The 24303-nt window shown below is 68.2% G+C and carries 25 protein-coding genes and 1 riboswitch; of the genes, 17 read left to right on the forward strand and 8 right to left on the reverse strand.

The features are described 5' to 3' along the window. Positions 1 to 244 precede the first annotated feature (244 nt). Positions 245 to 964, forward strand: coding sequence for a phosphoheptose isomerase family protein (locus NGR01S_RS08925; RefSeq protein WP_063035715.1), 720 nt, complete (start codon positions 245 to 247; stop codon positions 962 to 964). Continuing rightward, on the forward strand, positions 961 to 1572 hold the full coding sequence (locus NGR01S_RS08930; protein ID WP_063035716.1) for a D-sedoheptulose-7-phosphate isomerase: 612 nt from the start codon (positions 961 to 963) through the stop codon (positions 1570 to 1572). Before NGR01S_RS08925 ends, NGR01S_RS08930 begins: the two co-directional genes overlap by 4 nt. A 476-nt stretch (positions 1573 to 2048) precedes the next feature. Here NGR01S_RS08930 and NGR01S_RS33140 read toward each other — a convergent pair whose 3' ends face one another. Continuing rightward, positions 2049 to 2399, reverse strand: coding sequence for a hypothetical protein (locus NGR01S_RS33140; protein WP_063035718.1), 351 nt, complete (start codon positions 2397 to 2399; stop codon positions 2049 to 2051). Between the two features lie 138 nt (positions 2400 to 2537). Here NGR01S_RS33140 and NGR01S_RS08945 point away from each other — a divergent pair, with 138 nt between their 5' ends. Further along, positions 2538 to 3794: a serine hydrolase domain-containing protein gene (locus NGR01S_RS08945; protein WP_245664501.1), complete on the forward strand. Its 1257-nt coding sequence runs from the start codon at positions 2538 to 2540 to the stop codon at positions 3792 to 3794. Positions 3795 to 3804: 10 nt separating this feature from the next. Here NGR01S_RS08945 and NGR01S_RS08950 read toward each other — a convergent pair whose 3' ends face one another. Further along, entirely contained in the window at positions 3805 to 4368 is a 564-nt protein-coding gene (locus NGR01S_RS08950; protein ID WP_063035720.1) for a TetR family transcriptional regulator C-terminal domain-containing protein, read from the reverse strand. 39 nt (positions 4369 to 4407) lie between these two features. Continuing rightward, complete coding sequence (locus NGR01S_RS08955) at positions 4408 to 5427, reverse strand: SDR family NAD(P)-dependent oxidoreductase (RefSeq protein ID WP_063035721.1); 1020 nt, start codon at positions 5425 to 5427, stop codon at positions 4408 to 4410. A 134-nt stretch (positions 5428 to 5561) separates the two neighbouring features. On the opposite strand from NGR01S_RS08955, the gene NGR01S_RS08960 reads away from it, so the two are divergent. Beyond that, on the forward strand, positions 5562 to 6014 hold the full coding sequence (locus tag NGR01S_RS08960) for a hypothetical protein (RefSeq protein WP_084480563.1): 453 nt from the start codon (positions 5562 to 5564) through the stop codon (positions 6012 to 6014). 6 nt (positions 6015 to 6020) lie between these two features. Next, a complete protein-coding gene (locus tag NGR01S_RS08965) occupies positions 6021 to 9335 on the forward strand; it encodes an error-prone DNA polymerase (RefSeq protein ID WP_063035722.1) in 3315 nt (1104 codons plus the stop codon). A gap of 751 nt (positions 9336 to 10086) precedes the next feature. On the opposite strand, the gene NGR01S_RS08970 is transcribed toward NGR01S_RS08965, so the two are convergent. After that, positions 10087 to 10524: an Hsp20/alpha crystallin family protein gene (locus NGR01S_RS08970; RefSeq protein ID WP_084480565.1), complete on the reverse strand. Its 438-nt coding sequence runs from the start codon at positions 10522 to 10524 to the stop codon at positions 10087 to 10089. Positions 10525 to 10628: 104 nt separating this feature from the next. Between NGR01S_RS08970 and NGR01S_RS08975 the strand changes: the two genes are divergently transcribed. From NGR01S_RS08975 to NGR01S_RS08985, 3 genes are all read left to right on the forward strand, one after another. Next, positions 10629 to 10994 carry a MerR family transcriptional regulator gene (locus NGR01S_RS08975; protein WP_063035723.1) on the forward strand — a complete coding sequence of 122 codons (366 nt, stop codon included), beginning with the start codon at positions 10629 to 10631 and terminating at the stop codon, positions 10992 to 10994. A gap of 131 nt (positions 10995 to 11125) precedes the next feature. After that, positions 11126 to 12286 (forward strand): DUF4349 domain-containing protein, encoded by a 1161-nt coding sequence (locus tag NGR01S_RS08980; RefSeq protein ID WP_084480567.1) that lies wholly within the window; start codon positions 11126 to 11128, stop codon positions 12284 to 12286. Between the two features lie 3 nt (positions 12287 to 12289). Next, complete coding sequence (locus NGR01S_RS08985) at positions 12290 to 12520, forward strand: DUF167 domain-containing protein (RefSeq protein ID WP_063035724.1); 231 nt, start codon at positions 12290 to 12292, stop codon at positions 12518 to 12520. Positions 12521 to 12536: 16 nt separating this feature from the next. Here the strand turns inward: NGR01S_RS08985 and NGR01S_RS08990 are convergent, their stop codons facing one another. Beyond that, positions 12537 to 13001, reverse strand: a complete 465-nt coding sequence (locus NGR01S_RS08990) for a tRNA (cytidine(34)-2'-O)-methyltransferase (protein WP_063035738.1) — start codon at positions 12999 to 13001, stop codon at positions 12537 to 12539. A 262-nt stretch (positions 13002 to 13263) separates the two neighbouring features. Here NGR01S_RS08990 and cycA point away from each other — a divergent pair, with 262 nt between their 5' ends. The 3 genes from cycA (at position 13264) to NGR01S_RS09000 (ending at position 15345) form a co-directional block, all read left to right on the forward strand. Then, complete coding sequence (gene cycA, locus NGR01S_RS08995) at positions 13264 to 14745, forward strand: D-serine/D-alanine/glycine transporter (protein WP_063035725.1); 1482 nt, start codon at positions 13264 to 13266, stop codon at positions 14743 to 14745. A gap of 96 nt (positions 14746 to 14841) precedes the next feature. Further along, a complete protein-coding gene (locus tag NGR01S_RS32995) occupies positions 14842 to 14991 on the forward strand; it encodes a DUF6745 domain-containing protein (protein ID WP_307718768.1) in 150 nt (49 codons plus the stop codon). 108 nt (positions 14992 to 15099) lie between these two features. Beyond that, positions 15100 to 15345 carry a DUF3017 domain-containing protein gene (locus NGR01S_RS09000; protein ID WP_084480570.1) on the forward strand — a complete coding sequence of 82 codons (246 nt, stop codon included), beginning with the start codon at positions 15100 to 15102 and terminating at the stop codon, positions 15343 to 15345. 19 nt (positions 15346 to 15364) lie between these two features. On the opposite strand, the gene metX is transcribed toward NGR01S_RS09000, so the two are convergent. Next, positions 15365 to 16510 (reverse strand): homoserine O-acetyltransferase MetX, encoded by a 1146-nt coding sequence (metX, locus tag NGR01S_RS09005; protein WP_063035727.1) that lies wholly within the window; start codon positions 16508 to 16510, stop codon positions 15365 to 15367. A gap of 251 nt (positions 16511 to 16761) precedes the next feature. Then, positions 16762 to 16872, reverse strand: a riboswitch (SAM riboswitch). 275 nt (positions 16873 to 17147) lie between these two features. Between metX and NGR01S_RS09010 the strand changes: the two genes are divergently transcribed. Then, complete coding sequence (locus NGR01S_RS09010) at positions 17148 to 18365, forward strand: NADP-dependent isocitrate dehydrogenase (protein ID WP_063035728.1); 1218 nt, start codon at positions 17148 to 17150, stop codon at positions 18363 to 18365. Positions 18366 to 18545: 180 nt separating this feature from the next. After that, positions 18546 to 19793, forward strand: a complete 1248-nt coding sequence (locus tag NGR01S_RS09015) for an acyl-CoA dehydrogenase family protein (RefSeq protein WP_063035729.1) — start codon at positions 18546 to 18548, stop codon at positions 19791 to 19793. A 126-nt stretch (positions 19794 to 19919) separates the two neighbouring features. On the opposite strand, the gene ephH is transcribed toward NGR01S_RS09015, so the two are convergent. Continuing rightward, the gene (gene ephH, locus NGR01S_RS09020) at positions 19920 to 20768 is read right to left on the reverse strand and encodes an epoxide hydrolase EphH (RefSeq protein ID WP_063035730.1); all 849 of its coding nucleotides are present in this window, start codon (positions 20766 to 20768) and stop codon (positions 19920 to 19922) included. 57 nt (positions 20769 to 20825) lie between these two features. Here ephH and NGR01S_RS09025 point away from each other — a divergent pair, with 57 nt between their 5' ends. Genes NGR01S_RS09025 through NGR01S_RS09035 form a run of 3 tightly spaced genes read left to right on the forward strand, consistent with a single transcriptional unit; the run spans position 20826 to position 22589 of the window. Next, on the forward strand, positions 20826 to 21608 hold the full coding sequence (locus NGR01S_RS09025) for an exodeoxyribonuclease III (protein ID WP_063035731.1): 783 nt from the start codon (positions 20826 to 20828) through the stop codon (positions 21606 to 21608). 10 nt (positions 21609 to 21618) lie between these two features. After that, positions 21619 to 22110, forward strand: coding sequence for a guanyl-specific ribonuclease (locus NGR01S_RS09030; protein WP_063035732.1), 492 nt, complete (start codon positions 21619 to 21621; stop codon positions 22108 to 22110). Continuing rightward, positions 22110 to 22589: a barstar family protein gene (locus NGR01S_RS09035; RefSeq protein WP_063035733.1), complete on the forward strand. Its 480-nt coding sequence runs from the start codon at positions 22110 to 22112 to the stop codon at positions 22587 to 22589. Before NGR01S_RS09030 ends, NGR01S_RS09035 begins: the two co-directional genes overlap by 1 nt. A gap of 19 nt (positions 22590 to 22608) precedes the next feature. On the opposite strand, the gene NGR01S_RS09040 is transcribed toward NGR01S_RS09035, so the two are convergent. Beyond that, positions 22609 to 23244, reverse strand: coding sequence for a TetR/AcrR family transcriptional regulator (locus NGR01S_RS09040; RefSeq protein WP_063035734.1), 636 nt, complete (start codon positions 23242 to 23244; stop codon positions 22609 to 22611). A gap of 141 nt (positions 23245 to 23385) precedes the next feature. On the opposite strand from NGR01S_RS09040, the gene NGR01S_RS09045 reads away from it, so the two are divergent. Further along, positions 23386 to 24303: oxygenase MpaB family protein (locus NGR01S_RS09045; RefSeq protein ID WP_063035735.1), on the forward strand; the 918-nt coding region annotated here is incomplete at its 3' end.

A 24303-nucleotide genomic window follows, 5' to 3' on the forward strand; every position in this document is an offset into this window, starting at 1 on the left:
GGTCGGTGGGTAAGGCGGGTTCGTGACCGGAATTCGTATTTTCGTAACAGCCGGGTAGTACCGCACCGATAGGGCTGGACAATGGTCGGTGGCCGGAAACATCGGCACGCCATCGTGTTTCGGTCATCGCGTCCGATCGCCAGAGGAGGACTGAGATGTGTTGGGGCATTCCGGGCCGGATCAGCGAGAGCTCCGACTACGGCGGTGAAGCCCCGGTCGTGGCTGTCGGCGGGGTGGTGCCGAGGTGAACGATCTCTTGGCGGCCACGCCTTTTCGTGCCGACCTGGCCGAGGACCTGGCGGCGGCGGCGCTGGCGCTGGCCCGGCGATTCGCGGCCGGCGCGACGTTGTGGTGTGTCGCGCCCTCCTGGGAACCGCATGCCCAGCACATCGCCGTCGAATTCGTACATCCGGCGGCCACTGGCGGGCGTACCCTGCCTGCTGTCGCGTTGACCGGGCCGAACCTCGTGGACACCGCCCGGGTTTCGGCTCGCCCCGGCGATATGGTGCTCGCGATCGCCGCCGCGCATGAACCGCAGGTGCGGTCGCTGCTGGTGCGCAGCCCGGCCTGGGGTGTGCACACCATCTGGATCGGGTCGGGACCGCGGCCGGCCACCGGACTCACCGACCATCTGCTGTGGCTGGACGGCCCGGATTCCCGGCTTTCGGCCACGGGTGATCTGGTACTGCTCTACCACCTGCTGTGGGAGCTCACCCAGCGATGTTTCCTGCATCCCGGCTTGGTCGCGCCGGAGCATCGGCCGGACCGCCGGGAGGCCGGCCGCGAAGAAGGCAGGCTGGGTGAGGTGGTGATTCCGCTCGGTGACGGGACGGCGCGTGTCCGTACGCCGCTGGGCACCGAAACCGTCACGACAACCTTCGTCGAACCGGTACGGCCCGGGGATCTGGTGCTGGTGCACGCCGGTATGGCGGTGAGTACGGCCGGAGTGGAGGACGAGCGATGACGTCGAACGAGGCGGGTGCGCTGCTCGATGAATTGGCCGCCTGCGCGCAGGTACGGGCCGCGGAGAGCGTCGATGTACGGACGCGGGCTCTCGCGGCGAACGCGGAACCGGTCGCCGCGGCCGCCCGGGAGATGGCGCGCCGCTTCACCGACGGCGGCCGGCTTTTCGTCTTCGGAAACGGTGGCAGCGCGACGGATGCCGCGACGGTTGCGACGCTGTTCGCCCGGCCGCCGGACGGTATCGCGCTGCCGGCGTGGTCGCTGTCCGCCGACGAGGCGGTACTCACCGCGGTCGGCGACGACTGCGGCTTCGAATCGGTGTTCGCGCGCCAGCTGGCCGCGCGCGGACGGTCCGGCGATATCGCGGTGGCCATATCGGGTGGCGGCGACTCGCCCGATCTGCTGGCGGGACTGGCCGAGGCCCGGAGGCGCGGGATGTACACGATCGGTTTCGCCGGTCGCGACGGCGGCGGGTTCGTCCACGGTGACACGGTGGACCGCCTGCTGGTGGTCGATTCGCGCTGCCCGCACCGGATCCACGAGACGCAGGCACTGCTCGGGTACGCGCTGTGGCTGTCGGTTCATCAGCACGGCGCCGTCGGCGGCTGAATCGGTGCGGGTGGTCCGGCGGCCGGGTGCCCACGCCCCACAGCACGAACGCCATCACCACGGTGAGGATGCCCAGGGCCGGCGCCGCCTGCGCGGCATCGTGGACGAAGGCTTCCTCGGCGAACGCCGCGAGCGGCGCGGCCGCCGGACCGCCCCGCTCGGCAACCTCCAGCGCGGTGGCCAGCGAATCGCCGGCCGGGCCGCGGGCCGCTTCGGGCAGCCGGGGCAGTGCCGGAGCGATCCGGTCGGCGTAGCCGGCGGCGAGGATGCTGTCGGAGATCGCGATATCGATCGCCGCCCCGACCTCCCGGGAGGCGTCGTTCACCGCGGAGGCCACCCCGTGTTTCTCCGCGGGCGTGCCGTTGATGATCGCGGCGGTCGGGGCGGTGCACAGACCCAGGCCGGTGCTCAGGATCAGTAGCGGCCAGAGCGCATCGAGGTAGGAGCTGTCGACCGCGATACGGCGAGCGCGAACATCACCGGGTCGAGCACCTCATGATGCGGCGGCCGTACCGGTCGCCCAGGGCGCCGGAGAACAGGACCGGGCAGGCCGGCGCGAGGGTGTAACCGTCGATCACCCAGGTGAGCCGCTGCTGGGTGGCGCCGGTATCGGCGGCGATCTCGGGGAGCGCGGTGTAGAGGGCGGCCATGGCCGCGATGGCCAAGGCGCCGGCCATCGACGACAGGGTGAGCAACCAGATGTGCGCCCGGGACAGGCGCGTGTGCACCGATGCCATGGCCACCTCCCGGCAGATGGAGAACAAGCGGTTGTTCTCTTGATCAGGGCACAATGCGCCGGGGTGACCGCCGGTGATCTCCGTCACCATCCCTCGTGGATGGCGGACCGCCTGGTCACCGGTGGTAGGTGGTGGGCCCACGGCTTACACCGACCGAGACCCGGGCCGGTCGCGTCCGGGTCGTTCGACGGCCGTCGCCACCCCGGCGGCATGGCTACCCTGGGGCGTGTGAAGGCAGATACCGCGCTCCTGGTCCCGGTCGCCGCCGAACTGGACGACATCACCGCTGTCGGTCCGGAGGAGGACGTCGGGCCCGGCGGGCCGAGCCCGGCGGAGATCGAATCGATCTGGGACTCGGTACAGGAGTGGTACCGACTTGGCGCGACCCCGGCTATCCAGATCTGTCTGCGCCGCAACGGGCGGGTCGTGCTGAACCGGGCGATCGGCCACAGCCGGGGCAACGCACCCGGCGACGACCCGGCGGCCGAACGCGTCCCGGTGACCACGGAGTCGCCGTTCTGCGGATTCTCCACCGCGAAAGGCGTTTCCGCGGCGGTGATGTTCATGCTCATCGAGCAGGGCGCCTTCGCGTTCGACGATCGGGTCAGCGATTACATTCCCGAATTCGCCGCCAACGGCAAGGCGGCGATCACCATCGGGCATGTACTCACCCACACCGCCGGTGTCCCGTTCGTGACCCGTCCCTACCGCGGGCACGAAATGGTTTTCGACGAGGAACTGTGCCTGCGCGGTCTGGTCGATCTGAAGCCGAGTTACCCGGCTGGACGTTTCCGCGTGTACCACGCCCTGACCAGTGGGCTCATCCAGCGGCTGCTGGTACAGCGGGCCACCGGTAAGCGGCTCAAGGATCATCTCGCCGAACAGGTGCTGGAACCGCTGGGCTTCCGGTGGACGAATCTGGGTGTCCGGCCCGAGGATGTGGACGCGGTGGTGCCGAGCGTGAAAACCGGCCCCCCGCCGTCGAAGCTGGCGTCCTTCATCGCCGGGCGGGCGTTGGGCGGTGGCTTCGCCTCCGACGCGGTGAACCGGGAATCGAATCGGTCCTTCCTCACCGCCGAACTGCCGTCGGGGAATCTGGTCACCACCGCCGCCGAACTGTCCAGATTCTACGAGATCCTCGCGCGCGGCGGCGAACTCGACGGCGTCCGGATCATGCGGACCGAGACGGTGCGTGACGCGGTACTGCCCGCACCCCGGGTTCCCGGGGTGGCGGGGCGGGTGAGCCGGGCCGGTTACGAACTGGGCGGGCACCGTTCGAAATTCGGGCACGATACGACCGCGCATTTCGGCCGCAGCGGGTTCACCACGCAGTACGGCTGGGCCGATCCGGCGCGCGGGCTGAGCGGGGCCATCCTGACCAACGGCAAATCCTCGGTGGACGGTGAACGCCCCTGGCAGTTGGTGGCGCAGATCTCGGGAGCATTCCGGCCGCTGCCGCCCACCGAGCGGATCTTCGAGCTCTGAGACCGCGCGGTCAGTGCACGATGGTGGCGATGTGGTGGCGTATCACCGGGTCGGCCGTGCCCTCGCCCCCGCCGTGCGGATAGGCGAGTTCGAAGGCCAGGCCGCTGATCAGGGCGAGTAGCCGTTCCGTTTCGAGTTCGACATCGGCCACCCCGGTCCGGGTGAGCGCGGTGGCGACGATGGCGCGGTCGGAGCGGCGCATCCTTGCGGTTTCGACCTCTATCCCGTGTACCAGCCGGGCACCGGCGACGATCTCGGTGCACAGCAGCAGGCGCCGTCGGTCGGTGGGGTCGGGCAGCAGTGCGCGGGTGACCGCCTCGAGGTAGGCGCGGCGGTCGGCCACCGAGTCGCTGCCTGGTTCGCCACCGACCGCTGCGAGGCGGCGGTCGCGATCGAATTCGAGTGTCTTGGCGGCGGTCATGAAAAGGCCGAACTGGCTACCGTATTGCCGGCGAAGCGTCTTGCCGTCGACGCCGGAGCGGTCGGCCACCCGGCGCAGCGTTGTCTCGGTGATCCCGCGCGAGGCCACCAGGTCGAGGACGGCATCGAACACGGCGTTACCCTCGTCGGTCACGATCGGCGTTCCTTTCCACACACGGCGGGACGGGCCTGCTCACCAGTGGGTGCCCGGCACCCAACGGGCCGCGCGCCGCAGCGCGATCCCGGCGCCGCGTGCCGCCCGAGCTCCCGCCCGGGGCAGCGGGGTGCGGCTCCAGCGTGAGCGTGGCGCTGGGTGCTGGTCGCCGATGCGGTGTACGACGGGTGCGTCCGCCTGCGAGTCCGGTGCGGTGACCGGGGCGGATTCGGTTTGTTCGCCCCGGGCGGCGGGGGAGTCCGGGATCATCCGGTAGTAGCGGTGCAGGACGAAGTCACGCAGCCGCGGGGCGAACATCGCGCCGTACTCACCGAGGGTGCCGATCGGCACGTCGATCCGCCGGGGACGCTGGGTGAGCGCGCGGACGATGGTCGCGGCCGCCCATTCCGGCGATTCGGCCCGGCCGCCCTGATCACCGGACGGGGCGATCATGGGGGTCCGGACCAGGGGTAGGTGGATGGTGGTGAAGGTGACCCCGTCGGCCATGGTCTCCACCGCCGCGACCTCGGTGAACTTGTCCAATGCTGCCTTGCTCGCCAGGTAGGCGGAGTACCGCGGGGTGGCGACCTGCACGCCCGCGCTGCTGATGTTGACGATATGGCCGAATTTGCGCTCGCGCATCTGCGGTAGCAATGCCAGGGTGAGCCGCAGCGCGCCGAAGTAGTTGACCGCCATGGTGCGTTCGTAGTCGTGCAACCGGTCGGTGGAGCGGTGGATTGCCCGGCGGATGGAACGACCGGCATTGTTCACCAGCATGTCTACTCGGTCGTGCTCGCCGAGTAGCTTGTCCAGGGTCACCTCCACCGAGGCGGAGTCGGTGATATCGCAGGGGTAGCCGTAGGCCCGGCCACCCGCCGCCCGGATCTCCGCCACCACGGTGGCGAGTTCGTCTTCGCGGCGAGCGAGCAGGAGCGCCACGGCGCCCTTCCGCGCGACGGCCAGCGCCGCGGCCCGTCCGATGCCGGACGAGGCGCCGGTGATGAGGACATGCCGTCCGGCGAGTTCGCGTTCGGCCTGGCCGGTCCTGGAATCGCTCATGAACAGCCCCTTCGCGCAGGTTTCCCCGGCCGAACTTACTCCAAAGTAAGAAAGTGTGCCAGAGTCGGCCCGGTGTTCGAAAACGGGTTCGATTTCCACTCTCGGTATTCGAACGTATGTGCGATACTCAACTCATGACGGACGATCGGATGGCGGATATCTATGCCGCGGTGCGGCTCGGCGGTGTGAATCGGGAGGCGGCGCGCCAGGCGCTGCAACTGCTGTGGGATCAGCTCGGGCCGGCCGGGGAGCCGCTGTACCGGAGCGTGGTGGCCCACCATCTGGCGGATGTGCAGGAGACCGCCGAAGGCGCGTTGTTCTGGGATACCCGGGCGCTCGACTCGGCCTTCGTGCCCGGCGTCCCGCTGGGCGAAGGACTCCTGGGATTCCTCCCGTCCCTGTATCTGAGCCTGGCCGACAGTCACCGGCTGGTCGGCGATTTCGACGCGGCGCGAGTGCAACTGGCGCTGGCACGCGGGCACGCGAACGTGCTCGCCGACGATGCCTACGGCCGGGTGATCCGGGCCGGGGTGGACCATGTGGCGACACTGCTGGAGGCACAGTCCACCGAACGGGTGGCCTGCTGACGCGATATGGGATGGAGTAACGGCCCGCCGAGCTGGGCCGAGATGGAGCGGGTACTGTCCGGGCGGCCGAAGCCCGGGCAGTTTCCCGGCGACGGCGGTGACGCCCCGGCCTGGAGCAATAGTCGCGGTGCGTACCTGCCCGAACCGGCGGACCCGCCCGGCCCGGTTGTGCCGTACGCGGAACTGCACGCGCATTCGGCGTTCAGTTTCCTGGACGGGGCCTCGCAGCCGGAGGAGATGGTCGCCGAAGCCGCGCGGCTGGGGCTCTCGGCGATCGCGCTCACCGATCACAACGGCTATTACGGGGTGGTCCGATTCGCTGAGGCCGCCGCCGAGCACGGGATCGCCGCAGTGTACGGAGCCGAACTCACCCTCGTGGAATCCGGTGCCCGGCAGACCGATTCGGCACCTCGCACGGGTGACCCCGATCCGGACGGTGAACATCTGCTGGTCCTGGCCCGCGGACAGGAGGGCTATCGCCGGTTGTCCCGGCAGCTCGCCGCCGCGCATATGGCGGCCGGGGAGAAGGGGATCCTGCGCTACGATCTCGACGCTCTCACCGAGGCGGCCGGTGGTCACTGGCAGATCCTCACCGGCTGCCGCAAGGGTAAGGTCCGGCGGGCGCTGACCCAGGATCTTTACGCGGGTGGCCGGCCGCTGCGCGCCGAGACGGCGCTACGGGAACTGTGTGAACGCTTCGGCCCCGACCGGGTGACCGTGGAACTCACCCGGCACGGTCTGCCTACCGACGACGAGGGCAATACCGTGCTGGCCGCGATCGCCGACCGGGTCGGGGTGCCGGTGACCGCCACCACCGCCGCGCATTTCGCGACCCCGGACCGCAGCCGTCGCGCCGCGGCCCTGGCCGCCATCCGGGCTCGGCGTAGCCTCGACGATCTCGCCGGCTGGCTCGCCCCCACCGGGGGCGGTTATCTGCGGTCGGGGACGGAGATGGCCCGGTTGTTCGCCGAATTTCCCGCGGCCGTGCCGAACTCGGTGGAACTGGCCCGCGAATGCGCGTTCGATCTGCGGCTGATCGCGCCCCGGCTACCGCCCTTCGATGTGCCCGCCGGCCACGACGAGAACTCCTGGTTGCGTGAACTCACCCGGCGCGGCGCCGTCGCCCGCTACGGTCCGCCCGCCGCGAACCCGGCCGCCTACCGGCAGCTCGAACACGAACTCGCGGTCGTCGCGCGGCTTGGTTTCCCGGGATATTTCCTGGTGGTGCACGATATCGTGCGGTTCTGCCAGGAGCACGACATTCTGTGCCAGGGTCGAGGCTCGGCCGCCAATTCCGCGGTCTGCTACGCCATCGGGATCACCAACGTAGACCCCGTCGCGAATAAATTGCTGTTCGAGCGGTTCCTCTCCCCGGAACGCGACGGGCCTCCCGATATCGATGTGGATATCGAATCGGACCGTCGTGAGGAAGCGATCCAATACGTCTATCGCCGGTACGGCCGGGAGAATGCGGCGCAGGTGGCGAATGTGATCACCTACCGTGGCAAATCCGCGGTCCGCGACGCGGCTCGCGCACTCGGCTTCGCTCCCGGGCAGCAGGATGCCTGGAGTAAACAGGTGAGCCGGTGGACGGGTGTCGGTTCGGAAACCGGGACCGGTATTCCCGAACCGGTACTGGCGCTGGCCGCCGATATCGAAGGACTGCCGCGGCACCTGGGCATCCACTCCGGCGGTATGGTGATCTGCGACCGGCCCATCGCCGACGTATGCCCGGTGGAATGGGCGCGGATGGCCGACCGCAGTGTGCTGCAGTGGGATAAGGACGATTGCGCCGCGGCGGGTCTGGTGAAATTCGATCTACTGGGCCTGGGCATGCTCTCCGCCCTGCACTACATGATCGACCTGGTACGTGAGCACATCGGCGTCACGGTCGAACTGCACACCCTGGACCTCGCCGAACCCGGGGTGTACGAGATGCTCTCCCGAGCCGATTCGGTGGGTGTGTTCCAGGTGGAATCGCGGGCCCAGATGGCGACCCTGCCGCGATTGAAACCGCGGAAATTCTTCGACCTGGTGGTCGAGGTGGCGTTGATCCGGCCCGGCCCGATCCAGGGCGGTTCGGTGCATCCGTACATCCGCCGGAAGAACGGGCTGGAGGAGGTCACCTTCGATCACGAAGCCCTGCGCAATTCGCTCGAGCGCACCCTCGGGGTGCCGCTGTTCCAGGAACAACTCATGCAGATGGCCGTGGACGTCGCGGGATTCACCCCCGCCGAGGCCGATCAGTTGCGGCGGGCCATGGGATCGAAACGGTCCCCTGAGAAGATGGACAGGTTGCGGGGCCGGCTGTACCAGGGCATGCGGGATCTACACGGCATCACCGGTGAACTCGCCGACCGCATCTACGAGAAACTCCGTGCCTTCGCGAATTTCGGTTTCCCGGAGAGCCATTCACAGAGTTTCGCCGCGCTGGTGTTCTATTCCGCCTGGTTCAAACTGCACTATCCGGCGGCGTTCTGCGCGGGGCTGCTGCGCGCCCAGCCGATGGGTTTCTATTCGCCGCAATCACTGGTCGCCGATGCCCGCCGGCACGGGGTCGTCGTGCACGGTCCGGATATCAATGCCGGCGCGGCCGAGGCCACCCTGGAACGGCACGGGACCGAGGTGCGGCTGGGTCTGGCGGCCGTGCGCTCCATCGGTTCGGACCTCGCGGGAAGGATTGTGGCCGCCCGGGCCGAGGGTGGGCCCTACACGTCGTTCCTCGATCTCACCGGGCGCGTGGAGATGACCGTCCCGCAGGCGGAAGCCCTGGCCACCGCCGGTGCGCTCGGCAGCCTGGGTTACTCCCGCCGCGAAGCATTATGGGCAGCCGGTGCGGCGGCCGGAGAACGGCCCGACCGTCTGCCCGGGACCGGCGCCTCCACCACCACACCCACCCTGCCCGGGATGAGCGAGCTCGAATACGCCGCCGCCGACGTCTGGGCGACCGGCGTCTCACCCGGCAGCTACCCCACCGAATTCTTGCGCTCCCGCCTCGACGCGCTCGGGGTGATCCCGGCCGCCGATCTGCTCTCGGTCCCCGACGGCACCCGGGTACTGGTCGGCGGTGCGGTGACCCACCGGCAGCGTCCCGCCACCGCCGGCGGGGTCACCTTCCTGAACCTGGAAGACGAAACCGGCATGGTGAATGTGGTGTGCTCGGCCGGGTTGTGGACCCGGTACCGTCGCACCGCGCAGAGTTCCCCGGCACTGCTGATCCGCGGCCGGATACAGAACGCGGAAGGCGCGGTGAGCATCTACGCCGAGCATCTGAGCCGCTTGGACATGCGCATAGCCTCCCGCTCCCGGGACTTCAGGTAATTCGGCGTCGCCTCCGGCCGGCGCGCTCGCTGTTCTCGTCCATGGTGGCCGCCGTCCTATGTCCGACGCCGGCCCGTACGGACGCATCGAACGTGCTCTATTCGGGCGATCGAGGTCGCCGCCGCCGAGAACGGTGCGGCACTCCCGCGGACCTCGCCCGCGGGCAATCGCTGTGGAAGTCCGGATGGGCCCGGAAGACGGCCGACCGGGCCCACCCGTCGCTGGATGAAATCGGAGAATCAATGACCAAGGCTGCGGCCGGGAACAGAAACGGGGTCGGCCTGCGGCGCCACATCCAGTGGCGGGCACCGGTCCGCCGCGTGCGGACTCGTCGCTGTGTTCCATTGCAGGCCTATGGGTTCGGCGCGTCCTGTCGCCCGGCGCAAACCCTGTGCTGGAATTATCGGAACGGGCATCACCTCGCTTCCGTGACTGTTCGGGCGTCGGGGTATCTCGGCCGCCCCGGGCGGGCCGCGCTCGTAGGCGCGGCCCGGACTCGGCCGACGTCCGTGGCCCCGGGGTGCGGGTCGTCGAGAGATCGCTTTCCGTGGCCGTGGGGCGCGGACCGTGCCCAGCCGCGACGCCCATCGGAGCCGGGCCACGCGCAATGTCTCCTCGACCTCGGCGAACAACTCCGCGAGGTCAGGGTCCAGTTCGAGTAGCCGGGACTCCACGCCCGACCACCTGCTCTCGCCGGTAATGATCGGTGTGTGCATGGTCGGCCTCCTGGTCTCGGCGCCGACCCGGACGGTCAGGCGGTGAGGGCTTGATGCTCGTGGTCGTGGCGCGCGATCTCGATCTTGCGGGGCTTGGCCTGCTCCGAAACCGGGATCACCAACCGCAGTACACCGTCGCGGTAGTCGGCGCGGATCGCGTTCGTATCGAGGTTCTCGCCCAGGAACAGCTGACGGCTGAACACACCGCGGGTCCGCTCCGCGGCGAGCATCGACCGGCCCGAATCCAGCTCCGGCCGTGATGCCCGCACGGTCACCACATTGCGTTCCACGTCCAGATCCAGTGAGTCCGGGTCGATACCGGGCAGGTCGAGTTCGACGAAGAATTCGTCACCTTCGCGCCAGGCATCCATCGGCATCACCGCCGGGCGAGCGGGCGTGCCGAAGACCTGCTGGGTCAGACGGTCCAGATCACGGAAGGGATCGGTGCGCATCAACATGGTCGCCACCTCCAGTTCACTCCTTCACTCTTGAAGAGAAACCAGATAATCTATGTCAACTGACACAAGTAATATGTAGCACTGGGTCAAGTGAAGTGCAAGTACCTTACATAGAAAATATGACCGAAGGGGATGGTGAAGAAGTGACGGGGGCCGACCGCCACATCCGGTACCTGCCCGGATCGGGGCAGGGTGTGTACGCGATATCGGTGGCCGCGGAACTGGCCGGTGTCGGAGTGCAGACACTGCGGCTCTACGAGCAGTACGGGCTGATCACTCCGGTGCGCAGCCCCGGCGGCACCCGCCGCTACAGCAGCGACGATCTGCGACGGCTGCAGCGCATCACCGAATTAACCGCGCAGGGCATACAACTGACCGCCATCGGACGCATCCTCGAACTCGAAGACGCCAACATCACCCTTCGTGAAACCAACGCCGCTCTCACCGCCGAACGTGATCGGCTCCGCGATCGCGAAGCCTGGTAACAGAAGTCGCGCAGCTCGGCAGGGCAGAGCCGGTGCGCAGCCGGGTGCGTTCCGCGGACCCGTGGGTAGCGCCGATACGCGGCCTTCCCATTCGGGTATCCGATGCCGATACCGCCCATTACGCTGCCAGCATGCGAACGCTCGGGGTGTTGTTTCTGGTTGTGTGCGGGTCGGTTCTGCTCACCGGATGCGGGGACGATCCCCATTCCGGCACCGCGGACCAGACGATGTCCTTCGAAGGTGGTGCGCCCGTGCCCGCCGGGGCGCCGGGAATCCGGGTGCAGAAGGCGCCGAGCCGGGAGCAGGCCCCTCTCTCCCCGCCCGATACCGGGGCTCAGGCCACCGATCGGAAAGAGCTCGTCACCGGCACTGTGGATCTCACCGCCGACGACCCCGTCGCGGCCGCGCAGACTCTCGCCGACCGGGTGACCGAACTGGACGGGCGGGTCGACCAGCGCACCGAGAATCCCGGGACCGCCGACGACGATCCGCACGCGAACCTGGTCGTCCGGATCCCGGCCACCGATACCGACGCGTTCATCGAGGGTCTGAGCGATCTCGGCGAGATCACCCAGATCAGCACCGGCCGCGACGATGTCACCCTGCAGTGGCAGGATCTCGACGCCCGGATCACCGCGCTACGGGCTTCGGTGGACCGGTTGCGCGATCTCATGGCGCGCGCCGCCAACACTGCCGACCTGATCGCCGCGGAGGAGGCGCTCGCCGCCCGGCAGGCCGAACTGGACAGTCTCACCGGGCAGCGGCGCTATCTCGACGATCAGATCTCGCTGTCCACGCTCACCGTCGATATCCGGAGCACAGCGGAGAAGACCGGTGAAGACGGGCCCGCCAATTTCTGGGACGGGGTCGTCGACGGCTGGAACTCTCTGCTCGACTGGCTGAAGGGCGCGGTGGTCTTCGTGGGTCAGGTACTGCCGTGGCTGGTCTTCCTCGCCCTGCTCGGTGCGATCGTCGGCGCCCTCGTCGGTCTGGCCCGCCGGCTGGGCGGCGCACGCGCTGCCGCCCCGGCAGCCGGAAACTCGACCCCGCGGGTCGAGACCCCGGTACCCGGGACCTCGCGGCCCGCTGCCGAACCCGGGGCAGCGACGGGCAAGACCGCGAAGGATGTGGACGAGCCCGCGAAGAGCACGGACCGGACGGCGACGGATACGGAGAAGGATGCGGGCCGCGCGGCGACCGGCGCGGACGAGACGGGGAAGGGCACGGGTCGGGCGGCGACGGGCGCGGACGAGGCCGTCGATCCGGACGACTCGGAGACGGACCGGGCCTGAGGCTTGCCCACCACGGTTCGCGCGGTGCTCACCCCGAACAGCCGGAAGGGCCCGCTGGTCGAAACCCTGCCCGACGGCACGCTGCACCTGTGGGTGCGGGCGCCGGCCACCGAGGGGAAGGCGAACCGGGCCGCGGCCGAACTCCTGGCCGCGCATCTCGGCGTCCCGAAAAGCGCGGTCCGGCTCACCGGCGGGGCGACCTCCCGGCACAAACGCTTCGAGATCGCCGATTGATCGGCGAGGGGCCGGGTCAGACCGCTCCGGGGAACCCGTGCTGCCGCCACGCCTCGTACACCGCGACCGCGGCCGCGTTGGCCAGGTTCATCGATCGCCGGCCGGGCAGCATGGGGATGCGCACCTCGGCTTCGATGTGCTCATCGGCGAGCACCCTCGCCGGTAGGCCGGTCGGTTCCGCGCCGAACAGCAATACGTCGCCGGGCCGGTAGGCGATCTCGGTGTGCGCGGTGGTGGCCCGGGTGGTGAACGCGTACACCCGCTCGGGTCGCAGCTGCTTCCACGCGGTCGCCAGATCCGGGTGCACTGTCACCGAGGCGAGGTCGTGATAGTCCAGTCCGGCCCGGCGCAGCTTCGCCTCCGACATATCGAAGCCGAGAGGTTCGATCAGATGCAACTCACTGCCCGTGCCGGCGGCGAGCCGGATGGCATTGCCAGTATTACCCGGTATGCGAGGTTCATGGAACATCAATCGGAACACAGCCGACCAGTCAATCAGGTGGGGCGGCGCCGCGGTGATCGAACCGGATGATCGAGCGGTGGCCACACGGGTGCCGGAGAGGTCGCCGGTGCAGGCGATACCGCCCGTCGCGACGCCCTGACCACAGCCAATGCGATCACCGGCGTAATGCGGGGGCCGCGCACGGCACGGATTTCGGCGGCGTACCGTAGGGCCGCCCACTCTGCGGGAATCCGCTTCCGGTGCTCGAATGGGCTGTCCGATTCATTCCGGAGGGAGAAATATGGCCGTGCTGCAGGGCCACGGTAATCCAGCCGATGACGCGAGCGGTGCGCGTGATCCGGGTGCCGGCCCGGAGAAGCTCAGCCGCCAGCTGGCGAACCGACATATCCAGCTGATCGCGATCGGCGGCGCGATCGGCACCGGCCTGTTCATGGGCTCGGGTAAGACGATCTCGCTCGCCGGCCCCTCGGTGATCCTCGTCTACATGGTCATCGGCTTCTTCCTCTTCTTCGTCATGCGGGCGATGGGCGAGCTGCTGCTGTCGAACTCCGGGTACAAGTCGTTCAGCGATTTCGCCGGTGATCTGCTCGGCCCCTGGGCGGGTTTCTTCACCGGCTGGACCTACTGGTTCTGCTGGGTGGTGACCGGAATCGCCGATGTGGTGGCCATCGCCGGCTACGTGTCCTACTGGTGGGCGGATCTGCCGCTGTGGATACCCGCGCTGGTCTGCATCGTCGTCCTGCTGGTCCTCAATCTGCCCACGGTGCGCGCATTCGGTGAGACCGAGTTCTGGTTCGCGCTGATCAAGGTAATCGCCATCGGCGCGCTGATCGTCACCGGCCTGGTAATGGTGATCACCGGATTCACCGGTGACAACGGCAGCACCGCCTCGCTGGCCAACCTGTGGAACGACGGCGGTTTCTTCCCGACCGGACCCATGGGTTTCGTGGCCGGATTCCAGATCGCGGTCTTCGCCTTCGTCGGCATCGAGCTGGTGGGTACCACCGCGGCCGAGGCCAAGGAACCCGAACGCACCCTGCCCCGCGCGATCAACTCGATCCCGGTGCGTGTCCTGCTGTTCTATGTCGGCGCGCTGATCGTGATCTGCGCGGTGACCCCGTGGCGGCAGATCTCGGCCGATGAGAGCCCGTTCGTGGCGATGTTCGCCCTGGCCGGGCTCGGTGTCGCCGCGAGCGTGGTCAACTTCGTGGTGCTGACCAGCGCCACCTCCAGCGCGAACTCGGGGATCTACTCGACCTCGCGGATGGTGTACGGCCTGGCCGGTGACGGCGACGCCCCGGCCCTGTTCGGGAAGCTGACCCGGCGCAAGGTCCCGGCCAACGCGCTGCGTTTCTCGTGCGCGTTCCTGCTGATCGGGGTGGTGCTGCTCTACGCGGGACAGTCGATCGTCGAAGCGTTCACCGTGGTCACCACCATCTCATCGCTGTGCTTCATGTTCGTCTGGACGATGATCCTGGTCAGCTACCTGGTCTACCGGAAGCGGCGGCCGCATCTGCACGCCGCGTCGACGTTCAAACTGCCCGGCGGTGTGCCGGCGGTCTGGGCGGTGCTGGCCTTCTTCGTATTCCTGATCTGGGCGCTCACCCAGAAGAGCGACACCCTGCAGGCCCTGCTGGTGACGCCCATCTGGTTCATGGTGCTGGGTGCGGCCTACCTGGTGGTGCGGCGCAGCCCGCACCACGCCGCGCTGCGCGAGCGGCATCGGGAGAAGGTACTCGCCGAAAACGCCGCGCTGCGCTGAGCCGATTTCATGGCGTCGGCTCCGGCGCCGCGGGCCAGGGTCCTCGTGACCCCGGCTCTGCGGCATTCGGAACCCGGGCTGTGAACCCCGGCCGCGGTGGAGGTTGTCGATTCGACGCCGAACCCGACGGTGGCCGGCCGCACCTGCTGGCTCCGAGTGCCGCCCACCACACGCACCGCCCGCGAGGGTGTGGCGTGGGCATTCGGCGTATCGGAGGCGGACTACGAACCGCTCGTGCAGACCTGATCGGCCGGATCTGGAACAATCGCCCCCGTGACCGACGCCGCGAGCCCGACCCACGACGATCCCGGCACCGGCAGCCGATGGGCCGGTTTCCTACGCTGCCATCTCCCGATGGTCGTGGTGGCGGTGGTGGTGCTGATCGCCGTGGTGCTCGTCGCACAGGATCGCTGGCGCCGTGGTGCCTTCTTCTTCGGTGGCGCGACCCTCATCGCGGCCGCGTTCCGGTTGTGCCTGCCGACCGCCCGGGTCGGCCTGCTCGCGGTCCGCGGCAAACCGTTCGACGTGGGCGCGCTGACCCTGCTCGGCGGCGCCGTGGTCTTCCTCGCCGCGACCATCAACACCCTCGGCGTGGGCTGAGCGCACCGGGCGCCGGTGCTCAGCGCCCGGCGCGGGCCAGGTTCATCGTCTGGACCAGCAGTTTGCCGATGGCCGCGGCCTCGGTGAGGAACGCATCGTGGCCGTCCCGCGAGGAGATCACCTCGAAATGCCGGCAGTCGGCCAGTCCGTCGGCCAGTTCCTGCTGGGTGTGCAGCGGGTACAGCCGGTCGGAATCGATACCGCCCACGATGCACGGCACCTCGGCAGCGGCCATCGCCGCCGCGATGCCGCCGCGGCCCCGGCCGATATCGTGCCGGTTCATCGCCTCGCTGAGCAGCACGTAGGTCGCCGGGTCGAAACGCCGGCCCAACTTCTCGGCCTGGTATTCCAGATAGCTCTGCACCGCGTACCGGCCGCCGTCCCAGGGGTCCTCGCCAGCCTGTGGACTGTTGGCGAACCGGCTGTCGAGTTCGACTTCGGTGCGGTAGGTGAGATGCGCGATCCGGCGCGCGACACCCATCCCGGCCATGGGCGCGCGGCCGGTGCCGTGATAGTCGCCGCCCTGCCAGTCCGGGTCGCTGGTGATCGCCGCGATCTGGGTGCTCTGGGTGCCGATCTGGTCGGCGGTGGCGCGCGGACCCACCGCGAGGACCAATGCGGCGGCCAAGCGCTGCGGCGCGAGCAGCATCCATTCCAGGACGCGCATACCGCCCATCGAACCGCCGATCGCCGCGGCCAGCCGGGGCACACCGAGCAGATCGAACAATTTCAGTTCGGCCGCGACCTGGTCGCGAATGGAGATCCCCGGGAACCGCGACCCCCACGGCGCCCCGTCCGGGGCGAGCGAGGCCGGGCCGGTGCTGCCCTGGCAGCCGCCGAGAACATTCGTCGCGACGACACACCACTCGTCGGTGTCGATCGGGGCCCCCGGGCCGACCATCCCGTTCCACCATCCGGCCTGTGGGTGGTCGTCGTCGGGATCGCCGGAGACGTGCGAGTCACCGGTCAGCGCGTGCTCGATCAGGACGATGTTGTCCAGGTCCGGGGACAGTTCTCCCCAGCGTTGTACGGCCAGCCGGACCTGCGGCAGCCGGGCGCCGTTCTCGAGGGTGAGTTCGCCGATATCGATATATCCGAGGGTGCCGTCGGGCGGCGGTAACTGGGCCACCGGCCGGGCGGTGGTCGATTCGGTGCCCACCTTCACGCGAGGGCTTCCGCTGAACCGGCGAACGGTACCGATGTCCGGAGCGTATGAATCATCGCTGTGGATCCGGCCGAGAGGGTGCGGAGGCCGCCGGACGCGACCGCCGGTCGCCGGCAGGTGGCTCCGGCAGCGGTCCCACCACGAATACTGTGATCGCTCATATCGTGCTCCAGAAAATGGGGGGTTTCTCGTCGAGTCGTGAGAACGCCGCGGTCAACGCGACCAGCACCGGCACAAATCGACGACCTCCTGACGTGCGCTTGCTCCCGGCTCTCGGGAGCCAGGTCATCACCCGGAGCACCCCACCGCAGCAGGAGGGTTGCCGGCCAGCGAGCCGGGGCTTGGCGCTGGCGCTCATGACCTGCCGAATATGGTAGCCGGGTGCCGATACGGATCGAAATCGGCATATGGGTCTACCAGGTAATCTTGTGGCGTGTCTCACCCCTGTGAGATCTCACGACCGGGGCTGGCTGCACCGTGACACCGCCACAAGCAGTACGCTCGTCTTGGTTACACCAGACGTCTCGTGGACAACGCGGGATGTATACGTTGTCTGTTGAACAGCTGGGGTCCGCTCACAAGCGTGTTCGCCTGGCCGTGCAATGAGGGCACCAGTCTTAGGAGGACACGAAGATCCATGTCCAAGATCAAGGTTGAAGGCACCGTCGTTGAACTCGACGGCGACGAGATGACCCGGATCATCTGGCAGTTCATCAAGGACAAGCTGATCCATCCGTACCTCGATGTGAACCTCGAGTATTACGACCTCGGCATCGAATACCGCGACAAAACCGACGACCAGGTCACCATCGACGCCGCCAATGCCATCAAACAGCACGGTGTCGGCGTCAAATGCGCGACGATCACCCCCGACGAGGCCCGGGTCGAGGAATTCGGCCTCAAGAAGATGTGGCGGTCGCCCAACGGCACCATCCGCAACATTCTCGGCGGCACCATCTTCCGCGCGCCGATCATCATCTCCAACGTCCCGCGCCTGGTACCGGGCTGGACCAAGCCGATCATCATCGGCCGTCACGCCTTCGGCGACCAGTACCGCGCCACCGACTTCAAGGTCTTCCAGTCCGGCACCGTCACCCTCACCTTCACCCCCGAGGACGGCAGCGAGCCCATCGTGCACGAGGTCGTGCAGATGCCGGAGGACGGCGGCGTCGTGATGGGTATGTACAACTTCAAGAAGTCCATCGAGGACTTCGCGCGCGCCTCGTTCAACTACGGGCTGCAGCAGAACTACCCCGTCTACATGTCGACGAAGAACACCATCCTCAAGGCCTACGACGGCATGTTCAAGGACACCTTCGAGGCGGTCTTCGAAGCCGAGTTCAAGAGCCAGTTCGAGGCGGCCGGCCTCACCTACGAGCACCGGTTGATCGACGATATGGTCGCCTCCTCCATGAAGTGGGAGGGCGGCTACGTCTGGGCCTGCAAGAACTACGACGGCGACGTCCAGTCCGATACCGTCGCGCAGGGCTTCGGCTCGCTCGGCCTGATGACCTCGGTGCTGCTGACCCCGGACGGCCGGACCTGTGAGGCCGAGGCCGCGCACGGCACGGTCACCCGGCACTACCGCCAGCATCAGCAGGGCAAACCGACCTCGACCAATCCCATCGCGTCGATCTTCGCCTGGACCCGCGGCCTCGAGCACCGGGGCAAGCTGGACAACACCCCCGAGGTCATCGGTTTCGCCCAGACCCTCGAGGATGTGGTCATCAAGACCGTCGAGGGCGGGCAGATGACCAAGGACCTCGCGCTGCTGGTCGGCGGGGACCAGGGCTATCTCACCACCGAGGAGTTCCTGGCCGCGCTGGACGCCAACCTGGCCCGCGCGCTGAAGTAGGACACCCGGCCTGTGTCGATGCCCCTGCCCGCTATGGGTGGGGGCATCGGCATAGCGAAGCAAGATTTCTCAGAACCCGACGCCGCTGCCGAGGAACTGGCAAGCTGTCAACAAGGTGGGCCATGAGCGTCCGCCCGGTGATCTACACCGTAATGCTGCTGGTGATTCCGGAGGACGACGATGTTCGAATGGTCCGATACCGACCTGATGGTCCGCGACGCGGTGCGGACGTTCATCGATAAGGAAGTGCGCCCCCATCTGGACGCATTGGACAGCGGGGAGATGCTGCCCTATCCGATCCTGCGCAAGCTGTACGCGGATTTCGGTATCGGTGCCATGGCGGAGGAGGCGCTGAACAAGCAGCTGGCGGCGAAACAGGCGGCTGCCGACGGGACGGAGAAGCCGGCCGCGGCGGACCAGGACGGATCCGGCGGCGGTTTCGACCAGCAGACCATGATGGCGGTGCTGACCAGTGAACTCTCCGGCGTCTGTATGGGTCTGTGCAGTTCGCTGGGGGTGAGTACCGGTCTCGGCGGCGCCACCATCCTCTCCCGGGGCACACTCGCCCAGCAGCAACGGTGGGTGCCCGATATCGTCGGCCTTCGCAAAATCGCGTGCTGGGCCATCACCGAACCCGATTCCGGATCGGACGCCTTCGGCGGGATGAAAACCTACGTGCGACGTGACGGGGAGGACTACATCCTCAACGGCCAGAAGACATTCATCACCAACGGTCCGTTCGCCGACACCCTGGTCGTCTACGCGAAACTGGACGAGGGCGACGGGACCCCGGCCCGCGACCGCAAAGTGCTCACCTTTGTCCTCGACGCGGGTATGGAGGGGCTCACCCAGGGCAAACCCTTCAAGAAGATGGGCCTGCACGCCTCGCCCACCGGGGAGCTGTTCTTCGACAACGTCCGGCTCGGCCGGGACCGGCTGCTCGGCGAAACCGAGGAGCACCGCGGCGGCGACGGCCGGGAGAGCGCCAAATCCAGTTTCGTGGCCGAGCGGGTCGGTATCGGATTCATGGCGCTGGGGGTGATCAACGAATGCCTGCGCCTGTGCACCGATTACGCCCGCAACCGGAAGCTGTGGGGCCAGGAGATCGGCCGCTTCCAGCTCATCCAGCTCAAACTGGCGAAAATGGAGGTCGCCCGGATCAATGTGCAGAACATGGTGTTCAACATCATCGAGCGCGGGCGGGCCGGTAAACCGCTGAGCCTCTCGGAGGCATCGGCCGTGAAGCTGTACGCGTCGGAGGCCGCCACCGAGGTGGCGATGGAGGCGGTGCAGCTGTTCGGCGGTAACGGCTACATGTCGGAATACCGGGTGGAGCAGCTGGCCCGTGACGCCAAATCGCTCATGATCTACGCGGGCAGCAACGAGATCCAGGTGACCCACGTAGCGAAGGGTCTCCTCGGGAACTGAGCACGTTGCGGAGCTGAGCCCGGCGGTGTGATCGCTGCGTGGACCACCCCGGTCGCGTGGAGCGGCCACCCCTCCGGCGCCGCGTCTTGCGCGGGCCTCGACCCCGCGCGCCGAAGGCGCACGGAATCACACAGCGCGCAGATGGTCGCGGCTGGCGTAGATGTGTTCCGCGAGGAGATTCGCGATCCGCTCGGGAGCCTCCAGCATGGGCACATGCCCCGCCCGGCTGAGCATGATCCGGTCCGCGGACGGCGGCAGCTCACGGAGGAACCGGCCACCGTGTGCCCGGGGCGGAAGGACACGGTCGGAATCGGCGAGGATCAGCCGGACGGGGGTGGAGATGTCCGACATATCCGCCAGCGACGGCCCGCGCAGCGTGCCGAGCGTGAGTTCGGGCAGCGCCGGGCAGTGCAGTGCGGCCAGGATCACCGCCGTGATATCCGCGTGGGAGACCGCGCGGGTGTTCCTGGTCAGCAGGTATGCCATGGCCCACCGCAGGATCCGGCTCCGCGTCGGGTAATCGCCCAGCTGCCGGAGCATTTCGGCGACCGGGATCATCGGTGCGATCTTGGCGGCGGCGCGGATCTGGAGTGGTGACGGGGTCTTCCAGCCGCCGGCCGGGGCGATCGCGGTGAGTGTGCGGGCCCGGCCGCGGCGGGCCAGTTCGAACCCCACCCAGCCGCCCAGGGAATTGCCCGCGATATGGCAGGTCCGCCAGCCGAGATCGTCCAGTTGCGCTTCGACCCGGTCGGCGAGGGTAGCGGCGGAGTACCGGCCCTCGGAGAACTCCGGCCCGCCCCAGTGCCCGGCCAGGGCGGGGGCGAAGACCTCACAGCGGGCGGCCAGGAGGGCGGCGGTCCGCTCCCAGCAGTGCGGGGAGAGCAGAACACCGTGGAGGAGCAGCAGCGGTGCGCCCGAACCCAGGTGCAGAGCCCTGACCGGCTCGGGTATTGCGGTTGCGGAGGTGCCTGACATCGATGCCGTCACCCCTTCCTGGCAAGTAGCGGTGACCTGTCATTGTACGGTCGATCGGTGCCGTACATCCTTTCCACTGTCAATGTCAACGGGGTCCGGGCGGCCGCCGGCAAGGGGCTGCTCGCCTGGCTGGCCCGCACCGAGGCCGATATCGTCTGCCTGCAGGAAACGCGTGCCGACGATGCCCAGGTGGCCGCCGCGCTCGCGCCCGCGCTGGCGGACGGGTGGTCGCTCGCCCACGCCGAACCCGGGGTCAAGGGGCGGGCCGGGGTGGGGGTGCTGGCGCGGCGGCCCATGCGGTCGGTGCGGGTCGGGATCGAACCGGACAGTGAGTTCGCCGCCACGGGCCGCTACCTCGAGGTGGACTTCGACGAGGTGACCGTCGCGAGCGTGTACGTCCATACCGGAGAGGCGGATACGCCCCGGCAGGACGAGAAGTACCGGTTCCTCGACGAACTCGCCGCCCGGATGTCCACCCGCACCGGTGCTTTCGTCATCGCGGGCGACTGGAATATCGCGCATACCGAACGAGACCTGAAGAACTGGAAGGGAAACCTGAAGAAATCCGGGTTCCTGCCCGCCGAACGCGCCTGGCTGGACCGGCAATTGGCGGCCGGATACGTCGACGTCGTCCGGGAACTTCACCCGGAGGGTGACGGCCCGTTCAGCTGGTGGTCGTATCGTGGGCGCGCGTTCGACAACGACACCGGCTGGCGGATCGATTACCAGCTGGTGACACCGCAGGCCGCCGAACGGGCGAAGCAGGCGGTGGTCGAACGTGCCGCGACCTACGCGGAACGCTGGTCGGACCATGCTCCGGTCACGGTCCAGTATCGATGAAGGGGTAGTCGTGCGTGCGAAAGTTGTGAAGGTCCTGTCGGCGGTGGGCGCGGTACTGGTGGCCGTCGTGGTCGCCCTGCTCAGCAGTCAGGGCGGGGACGACAGCAATTCCACCGCCGTGGCGGCGCGGTCGGAGACCGCGGCGGCCACGTCGGTCGCGCCGAAGCCCGCGCCGGGCCGACCCACGGCGTCCGACGCCTCGGTGGTGTCGAAGGTGGCCGGGGTGCCCGACCGTGCCTACGCGACACTCGTGGAGATCGATGCCGGGCGCTGGCCCGATTCGGCGAACGCGCCGGGGACCAAGGGCGGTGTTCCGTTCGGTAACCGGGAGGGCCGGTTGCCCGCCGCGGACTCCGCCGGCAAGGCCGTCAGGTACCAGGAGTGGGATGTGAACCCGAAGAAACCAGGGCAGTCCCGCGACGCCGAACGCATCGTCACCGGCAGCGACGGCTCGGCCTGGTACACCGGTGACCACTACGACAGCTTCACCAGGATGCGCTGATGGCCGAACCTCTCCTGCTGGCCGATTTCCTCACCCTGCCACGCCACGGAACCACGGCTGCCGCCGCGCCGCCGGCCGTCGGTTCGGCGGCCGTGGACGCCGCCGAGTTCAGCCGGGTGCGTTACGGCGCACCCGCCGGCTACCGGGTGCGGGAAGTCCGCGGCAGCCGGATGCGCACGGTGGCGGCGTTGTTCGACGAATTCGCCGCGGCCCTGCAGTTCCCGTACTACTTCCGGCCGAACAAGGACGCGTTCGACGAATGCCTGTTCAACCTCGAGGACCTGCTCGGGGACGCCACCGGCTATGTGGTGGCCGTCCGTGATGCCGAGCAACTGCTCGCGGACGTGCCGGAGGAGCGGGAGTGGTTCGATTCGGTGCTCGCCGAATGCGCGGAATTCTGGATCTCGCGGGAGGTGGCGTTCCGGGTCGTGCTACAGGGGGCGCCGGAGGGGGTGACCGCGGTCCCCGTCCGCGTCTGATCGGCCCGCGGGGAAAGGTTCAGTTGCCGCGGTGCGCGAAATCCTCGCCGAGCAGGACGAAGACGTCGGTGGTGTAATCGATAAGCTCGTCACGGCTGATCGGGAGATCGCCGCGCACCCAGCCGGTCAGTGTCTGGATTAGCCCGCCCACCAGGTAGGTGGCCCGGAAATCGATCACCGGGTCCGGCGCCGGGTCGGTGACTCCGTAGAACTCGATCCCCTCACTGGCCACCAGCCGGGCGAAGACCCGGATCGTCTCGGTGGTTCGTGCCCGTAACTGCGGGGTCGCCATCGCGGCGACCATGGTGACCTCGGTTTTCCGGGGATCGTCGGTGAGCAGATGGATACCGGCGGTGATGGCCGCGTGCGCCTTGGCCCGCGAATCGTCACCGGCGGCCTGCAGGGCCGCCGCGATCGCGATCACCAGTTCCTCGGCGATACCGTCGACCAGCGCGGTGAGTACGCCGTCCCGGCTGCCGAAACTCTCGTAGTAGTAGCGCTCGTTGAGCCCCGCCTCCGAACACATCCCCGACACGGTGAGCTTGTCCAGCCCCTGGGTTCCGATGATCTCCAGCGCCGCGTCCAGGAGCGCGGACCGTCGCTGGGCCTGCCGTTCCTCCGCGGACAAACCGCCATAGGTGCGCTGCGCTGCCATAGCTGGAGTTTATGCGCGCCGACACACACCGATGAAGACTGCAATTTGGCGGCAGCTCTTGCCAGAAGCGGCCCAACTGGTGGATGCTATTGCCAGATGCGGGTGCGCAGTGCTCGGCGTGGAGCGGACCAGGAGGCTGAGATGGCCGTGGACACCGGATACTTTTCCGACGACTCGATGATCAGAAGGGTGATGCGCAAGCGCGCCGTGGGCCTCACCTATGGATTGCGGGCGCTGGTGATCGGCGCGGTGAACCCCCTGCTCTACGTGGGGACCGCCGAATCGACCGAGCATCGCGACACCCCCTACACCCGGCTGGCGCTCACCGGCAAACTCTTCGAAGCTGTTTTCTTCGGCACCCGGGAGGAGGCCGACCGGGCGCTGGAGTTCACCGGGAAGAAGCACGCGAAAGTGCAGGGTCGGCTACCCGAGAGCGCGGGGGCGCACCACCCGGCAGGATCGGCCTACTCCGCCTACGATCCGCATCTGAGTTTCATGACTATGGCGTTCACCTTCGAATCGGCCGAGGTCATGTACGACCTACTGGTCCGGCGGCTCGGCGATACCGAACGCGAGGACCTGTACCAGGATTATGTGCGCTGGGGTGAGCTGTTCGGCATGCCGCGTGAGGCGGCGCCGGCAGACTACCGGGCGTTCCGGGCGTACTTCGACAGCTATCTGGCCTCCGACGAGCTATTCCTCACCGACGAGGCGCGCAAGGTGGGCAACTATCTATCCGGGCACGTGGTGCCCTACCCGCAGCGCGCGCCGGGCCGGCAGATGAGTTCGGCGTACTACCTGCTGGTCCAGGGCAGTCTGCCGGGGCGTATCCGGGAAATGTACGGGATCCAGTGGAAACGTACCGACGAGATCGCCTACCGCGGGTTGGCGCGGTCGGTGCGCAATGCGCACAGCGTGCCCTCTGCGCTGGTACCCCGGCCGGTGAAAACCGCGCTCAACGGGCCGAGCGCACCGGTGTACCGGCTGATCACGAAGCAGGAGCAGCGGTTGGCCCGGGAGGGGAAGCGCAGTATGCCCGGGATCGATCCGCGTCCGCGC

Source organism: Nocardia grenadensis NBRC 108939, from assembly GCF_001613445.1.
In the GTDB taxonomy this organism is placed as follows: domain Bacteria; phylum Actinomycetota; class Actinomycetes; order Mycobacteriales; family Mycobacteriaceae; genus Nocardia; species Nocardia grenadensis.

Bases quoted from the DNA above. Each gene is read 5' to 3' on its own strand.
- NGR01S_RS08965 (WP_063035722.1), top strand. From the start codon at position 6,021: ATGGGATGGAGTAACGGCCCGCCGAGCTGGGCCGAGATGGAGCGGGTA.
- NGR01S_RS08930 (WP_063035716.1), top strand. From the start codon at position 961: ATGACGTCGAACGAGGCGGGTGCGCTGCTCGATGAATTGGCCGCCTGC.
- NGR01S_RS09035 (WP_063035733.1), top strand. From the start codon at position 22,110: ATGGCCGAACCTCTCCTGCTGGCCGATTTCCTCACCCTGCCACGCCAC.
- NGR01S_RS09040 (WP_063035734.1), bottom strand. From the start codon at position 23,244: ATGGCAGCGCAGCGCACCTATGGCGGTTTGTCCGCGGAGGAACGGCAG.
- NGR01S_RS08955 (WP_063035721.1), bottom strand. From the start codon at position 5,427: ATGAGCGATTCCAGGACCGGCCAGGCCGAACGCGAACTCGCCGGACGG.
- NGR01S_RS09015 (WP_063035729.1), top strand. From the start codon at position 18,546: ATGTTCGAATGGTCCGATACCGACCTGATGGTCCGCGACGCGGTGCGG.
- NGR01S_RS08975 (WP_063035723.1), top strand. From the start codon at position 10,629: ATGACCGAAGGGGATGGTGAAGAAGTGACGGGGGCCGACCGCCACATC.
- ephH (WP_063035730.1), bottom strand. From the start codon at position 20,768: ATGTCAGGCACCTCCGCAACCGCAATACCCGAGCCGGTCAGGGCTCTG.
- NGR01S_RS09010 (WP_063035728.1), top strand. From the start codon at position 17,148: ATGTCCAAGATCAAGGTTGAAGGCACCGTCGTTGAACTCGACGGCGAC.
- NGR01S_RS08980 (WP_084480567.1), top strand. From the start codon at position 11,126: ATGCGAACGCTCGGGGTGTTGTTTCTGGTTGTGTGCGGGTCGGTTCTG.
- cycA (WP_063035725.1), top strand. From the start codon at position 13,264: ATGGCCGTGCTGCAGGGCCACGGTAATCCAGCCGATGACGCGAGCGGT.
- NGR01S_RS33140 (WP_063035718.1), bottom strand. From the start codon at position 2,399: ATGGTGACGGAGATCACCGGCGGTCACCCCGGCGCATTGTGCCCTGAT.
- NGR01S_RS09000 (WP_084480570.1), top strand. From the start codon at position 15,100: ATGGTCGTGGTGGCGGTGGTGGTGCTGATCGCCGTGGTGCTCGTCGCA.
- NGR01S_RS08960 (WP_084480563.1), top strand. From the start codon at position 5,562: ATGACGGACGATCGGATGGCGGATATCTATGCCGCGGTGCGGCTCGGC.